5 protein-coding genes are annotated in these 5,862 nt (G+C 44.4%); 1 reads left to right on the forward strand and 4 read right to left on the reverse strand.

The genetic code is table 11. From position 1 onward, the window contains the following. From RW114_RS19455 to RW114_RS19470, 4 genes are all read right to left on the reverse strand, one after another. On the reverse strand, window positions 1-686 hold a 686-nt coding region (locus RW114_RS19455; RefSeq protein WP_340124400.1), incomplete at its 3' end, for an REP-associated tyrosine transposase. Between the two features lie 164 nt (window positions 687-850). Continuing rightward, on the reverse strand, window positions 851-1,699 hold the full coding sequence (locus tag RW114_RS19460; RefSeq protein WP_340124401.1) for a copper resistance protein B: 849 nt from the start codon (window positions 1,697-1,699) through the stop codon (window positions 851-853). 11 nt (window positions 1,700-1,710) lie between these two features. Next, window positions 1,711-3,513 carry a copper resistance system multicopper oxidase gene (locus tag RW114_RS19465; protein WP_340124402.1) on the reverse strand — a complete coding sequence of 601 codons (1,803 nt, stop codon included), beginning with the start codon at window positions 3,511-3,513 and terminating at the stop codon, window positions 1,711-1,713. Window positions 3,514-3,859: 346 nt separating this feature from the next. Then, entirely contained in the window at window positions 3,860-4,705 is an 846-nt protein-coding gene (locus RW114_RS19470; protein WP_340124403.1) for an REP-associated tyrosine transposase, read from the reverse strand. 391 nt (window positions 4,706-5,096) lie between these two features. Here RW114_RS19470 and RW114_RS19475 point away from each other — a divergent pair, with 391 nt between their 5' ends. Beyond that, entirely contained in the window at window positions 5,097-5,537 is a 441-nt protein-coding gene (locus RW114_RS19475; RefSeq protein WP_340124404.1) for a hypothetical protein, read from the forward strand. Window positions 5,538-5,862: the final 325 nt, after the last annotated feature.

The following is a 5,862-nucleotide window of genomic DNA, read 5'->3' on the forward strand; positions in this document are numbered from 1 at the left end:
TTCGGCACCGCCCTGCGCTGTGAAATTGGGATCTCACTTAGCTGCTTATCAACATTTATCAGACCTTGCATTGACCCCACAAATTTTTCATCGCCCAAAAATATTTGATTTTTCAATTGTTCCCACGGCGATGGCTGGCCTTTGCCCGCACTAACGAAGCATTTGTAAGCTTCGATAGCTTTTGATTTCTGCTGACCAAACCCGGCTAACAACCATTCCGTATTCAACCAACTCGGCTTGGCTTGTTGTCCCACCGTTGCCAGATAACTACTCCATGGCCATTCTTCCGCAGAACGCACCATCCTGGCTCGTACAGGATTAAGTACTATGTATCTGGATAGTTCCAGTAAATAGCTATCCTTATCGATCAAGATTGCTTTATACCGCCCTTGAAAAACATGTCCAACACGGTGATGTGCGCGATTAAAAATCTGCGTATACATTCCGTTGAGCTGGCGCATCCCTTTGGAAAGGTTGGCATCTGGTGTTTCAACTAATAAGTGATAGTGGTTATCCATCAAACAGTAGGCATGACACACCCAATTATAACGTTCACAGACATCAGACATGACAGTTAAAAATTTTTCTCTGTCTGTGTTCAGTTCATAAATTACTTCCTGGCGATTACCCCGTGAAGTAACGTGGTATAACGCACCCGCAAACTCAAGTCTAAGAGGTCTCGCCATCTCCGCTCTCCTGTTTTACTTTCCACAAGCTTAACAGAGCAAGCATCATAAATCAAAGACCTGACCCCCTCTGTTTTACCCTCTGTTTTATGACCCCCTCTGTTTGTGCTATCGGACAAAAGAGCAAGTTAGAAAACCCTAAATGTGGCCGTGCGAAGTATAGCTTAAAACCACAACTTCAAACCGACAACAATCGCGGCTTTACTGGTGTCTTTGCCGGCAGCTTCTAGCATATTCTTGGTTGCACCAAGGTTTTGTGACCACTCAACACCAATATACGGAGCAAATTCACGGCGTATTTCATAACGAAGCCGCGCCCCGAATTCGACGGAGTTTATGCCAGAGCCAATGTTATATTCCCGTACATTTTGCAACGCCAACTCGGTTTCAAAGCGTGGCTGGAGGATAAGCCGCTGGGTTAGCAATAAATCAAATTCGGCTTCTATTCGCGCGGAAATATCCCCTCGATCACTAACATAGGTACTGGCATCCACTTCAAACCAATATCGCGCCAAACCATATAAGCTAAAAACTGCAAAGTTTCGATCATCCTTATTTTTGATAAAATCATGGCGTAGCCCAGTCTGCACATCCCAAAACGAGGAAATATTGCGGCTATATAATAGCTCGCCACGATTAGATTCAAATTTTCCGGCGCTCGTATTATAGTCACCTTCAGATTTGAGATAGAGCTTATTATAATCATCACCGATCCATCCAGTTGTATCCCATAACACCATCTCATCGCCATTCTGAAAACGCTTCTCAAAGCGATTGGCACGTAAGATATAAAATAATTCATTATCATGTATGGGGATAGAGCCATAATTTAAGGCAGGCTGGTCATCTGGCCCACGTTTATAGGTGCTGATTTCCTTGTCAAAGGTAACATCACCTGCAGACGAGCCTGATTCCATCGGTATGGTATCCATGTTGGAATGATCCATCTGTTGTGCATTCGTAGCAAAAGGTAGAACGATCAGCAGTGTTAAAAATACGATATAGTACTTCATAATATTTTTTCCTAAGCGACTCGCATGACCTGAAACATGCCACCTTCCAAGTGATATAAAAGATGACAATGGAACGCCCAGTCGCCTTTTTCTATAGGTGTGATCTTCACCGATAGCTTTTCTCCCGGTTTCACTAAAATAGTGTGCTTATACGGGATTTCATCATTGCTCCCGCCATTTTCCAGTTGCATCCACATGCCATGCAGGTGAATAGGGTGCTCCATCATGGTGTGATTAACCAGCCACAGACGTAAACGCTCATTATGCTTAAACATATAAGGTCCATCATGCTCGGTAAATTTTTTGCCATCGAATGAGAACATATAACGTTCCATATTGGCGGTGATATTGATGGTCATCTCGCGATCTACGGCATCCTTGTAAGGTTGTGGTTCGTTTGATTTGAGATCTTTATAGGTGAGCACTTTCCAGCCATCATCACCGAGTCCAATGCCCGGCTCGGCCAACCGATCTCGCGGGCTCATAATAACCATCGCTACGTTGGTGTTGTTCTTGTCTGGCTTAAAGGGAGTGGGGCCTTTTGGACCCGGCACGTGTGGATCACCCATATTCATTTTGCTACGATCCTTCATTTTTTTATCGTGCTCTTTCATTCCTGAAATGCCGCCACCAAAGAAAGTCGCATCCATACCGCCCATACCGATTGCTTCGAGTGTCCTGACCGGACGTTTCCGCCGTACCGGTATCTCTGCACTCATGCCAGCTTCTGGCGCAAGTGTGCCGCGTGCATGGCCGCTACGATTCAAAGATTCGGCAAAGATGGTAAAGGCTTTGTCGGCGCGAGGGGTCACCAGCACATCGTAGGTTTCCGCGACACCGATGCGGAATTCATGGAATGTCACGGGCTTTACTCTTTTGCCATCGACCATCACTACGGTCATATCCAGGCCCGGAATCCGCACATCAAAATTAGTCATCGCGGCACTGTTGATAAAACGCAGGCGTACGGTCTCACCGGGCTTAAAAATCCCCGTCCAGTTCATATCCGGCGAATTCCCGTTCATCAGATACGTGTAAGTGGAACCGGTAACATCCAGCAAATCAACAGGTGACATCCGCATTCTGCCCCATGCCATCCAGTTCTTAGTCGCTTCATCAAAGCCTTTATCAGCAATGTCATCCGCATAATCAAACACGGTGCGTTTCTGATAATTATAATACCCACCCGCAAGATTGATGTTGCGGAAAATGGTCTCCGGACTCTCAAACGACCAGTCCGATAACAGCACCACATGCTCACGATCATAAGCAAACGGTTCCGGCGTTTTAGGATCAATAATCAACGGGCCATAAGTGCCGGTTTGTTCCTGAAATCTTGAATGGCTGTGATACCAGTAAGTTCCGGCTTGCTCTAAGCGATATTTATAATGGTACGTATCACCTGGTGCGATGCCTCTGAAGCTAAGCCCCGGCACGCCGTCCATATTGGGCGGCAAAATAATGCCATGCCAATGAATCGAGCTATCAACATCCAATCCATTCGTGACATTCAGATTGACTATGTCACCCTCGCGCAACCGAAGCAATGGCCCCGGCATTGTGCCGTTAATACCTGTGGAGGTGGCTTTGCGCCCATCAATAACGACGGGTGAATAACCAATATTCAGATCATAACGAGTATTGATTTCTGTTTCACGCAGCCCGAGCGCAGCGGTTTTCGCCCACGCCGGAAGCGGTAACGCTGTGCCAAATCCTGTGACAAATAATCCTGCTCCGGCCATCTGCATAAACCGGCGGCGGTTAATATCTGATGGCGTAAGATCTGATTGCATATCTGCCGGTTTGATTTTCATAAAGGCTCCTAGATTTTCTTGATATTTAATCGCAAAGCATCTTCAGTCTTGCGCAAAAATTGATCATCCCGATGCAGTCTCACCCATCGACCGGTAATTGCCAAGCTAGAGACGGAAGGGGTCACCCATTAGCCTGCCGGTGTCAATAGGCCAAACAAAACCTCAAGCAAAATTTGACCTTTTTTGTACGGTTCAATTTCCATATCTACACAACCTGTTATTGAACCTGTGGACTTCGTGGGCGCGAGATTCGAGAGTGTGGGAAAGTTGCGAAACGGACGGGGTCACGAAACGGACGGGGTCAAAACTGACGGGGTCATAAACTGACGGGGTCAAACTGACGGGGTCAGGTCTTTGATTTATGATTCTTAATAATCCCACTTACTGTCGAATAGTGTAAATCAAAATAATCGCCTATCTCTTTCAAGCTATAACCACCGCCCGCATAAGCAGATATAATAGCTTCATTTCGTATCTTGTACTTCTCAGCATAATAAAACAACTCTTTCGGCACCGCCCTGCGCTGTGAAATTGGGATCTCACTTAGCTGCTTATCAACATTTATCAGACCTTGCATTGACCCCACAAATTTTTCATCGCCCAAAAATATTTGATTTTTCAATTGTTCCCACGGCGATGGCTGGCCTTTGCCCGCACTAACGAAGCATTTGTAAGCTTCGATAGCTTTTGATTTCTGCTGACCAAACCCGGCTAACAACCATTCCGTATTCAACCAACTCGGCTTGGCTTGTTGTCCCACCGTTGCCAGATAACTACTCCATGGCCATTCTTCCGCAGAACGCACCATCCTGGCTCGTACAGGATTAAGTACTATGTATCTGGATAGTTCCAGTAAATAGCTATCCTTATCGATCAAGATTGCTTTATACCGCCCTTGAAAAACATGTCCAACACGGTGATGTGCGCGATTAAAAATCTGCGTATACATTCCGTTGAGCTGGCGCATCCCTTTGGAAAGGTTGGCATCTGGTGTTTCAACTAATAAGTGATAGTGGTTATCCATCAAACAGTAGGCATGACACACCCAATTATAACGTTCACAGACATCAGACATGACAGTTAAAAATTTTTCTCTGTCTGTGTTCAGTTCATAAATTACTTCCTGGCGATTACCCCGTGAAGTAACGTGGTATAACGCACCCGCAAACTCAAGTCTAAGAGGTCTCGCCATCTCCGCTCTCCTGTTACTTTTCCACAAGCTTAACAGAGCAAGCATCATAAATCAAAGACCAATCAAAGACCTGACCCCGTCTGTTTTGACCCCGTCTGTTTGTTTTTTCACAGACAGCCGTCGGCCATCAAGAGACATTCACGACTGGCCGCTTTATGGCGATGAATATGTAGGAATGAAGGTGGGCAATATGCTATTAATTCAGATAGTGTTATCGTATTGTCTACTGTTTTGGCATTTTGATACCCTTGAAAGCCATTAAAATCAAGGGGTACTGTTTTGAACATTAGACATTTTGGCTCAAACTGTCTAATGTCAAATATAGGACTAAAAACATTTGTGTTAATATTGGAAATTCTTGAAATATCCAGAAACAAGGAATATTTACTTTATGACTCAATTTGATGCACAAGACATTCGCATTAAGGAAATTGTCGGCGATGAAGAAGATGAAATTGACTTCGAAGGCTGTGTTGATAAATTCTACAATCACCTCAAAGCATCATTACAGCTTCCGTGTAACATAACTGGAATCGAAGATTTCCGTTGGGAAGAACGCTATGTAATCGGTTCTGGTAATCGCAAGGAATACGAACAACTTCGTAAAAACCAACCTTCATATAAAGACATTTTTGAGTTACTTTCTATTGAAAGAGAATCAATTTCCGAGTGGATGATGTATGGTTACGAAGATATAACTGGTCTGGTACGACGAACATCTGATGGTAAAGAGTTCTATCTTGGTCTTGCGGAAATCAAAGCGATTGATGAAAAATCAGTCAATTATCAACTATTGGATGATTACGCTGTGTGGTTCGTTAACAGTCGATAAGAGACATTAGACAAAAGGACACGAACTGTCTAATGTTGTAGCTGCCTGCCTTCTTGCCGTTTGCTAAACTTCGCGAATGGCAGGTTTGGGGAAACTTAAATCCATATCCGAATGTCTCAAAGGGGTCGTTAGCCGACAGCCAGTTTCAAAGCAGGATACTGGATTACCTGGTTAAAATTCGATCGATATAAACCCCTCTATAGTTTCTCAGGTAAATAATTTCCAAGCCACTACAGTAAAATTCACGCAGGGATTGCGAAATCTTCACGCATTTTCTTCATGACACACAAAACTTTACTGGCATCTTGCATATACGTCTTGAAAG

The sequence above is a fragment of the Methylobacter svalbardensis genome (assembly GCF_037671525.1).
Lineage (GTDB): Bacteria > Pseudomonadota > Gammaproteobacteria > Methylococcales > Methylomonadaceae > Methylobacter_A > Methylobacter_A svalbardensis.

What these genes read in the sequence shown, in the direction of transcription:
- RW114_RS19475 (WP_340124404.1), top strand. Translation starts at nt 5,097, where the DNA reads ATGACTCAATTTGATGCACAAGACATTCGCATTAAGGAAATTGTCGGC.
- RW114_RS19465 (WP_340124402.1), bottom strand. Translation starts at nt 3,513, where the DNA reads ATGAAAATCAAACCGGCAGATATGCAATCAGATCTTACGCCATCAGAT.
- RW114_RS19470 (WP_340124403.1), bottom strand. Translation starts at nt 4,705, where the DNA reads ATGGCGAGACCTCTTAGACTTGAGTTTGCGGGTGCGTTATACCACGTT.
- RW114_RS19460 (WP_340124401.1), bottom strand. Translation starts at nt 1,699, where the DNA reads ATGAAGTACTATATCGTATTTTTAACACTGCTGATCGTTCTACCTTTT.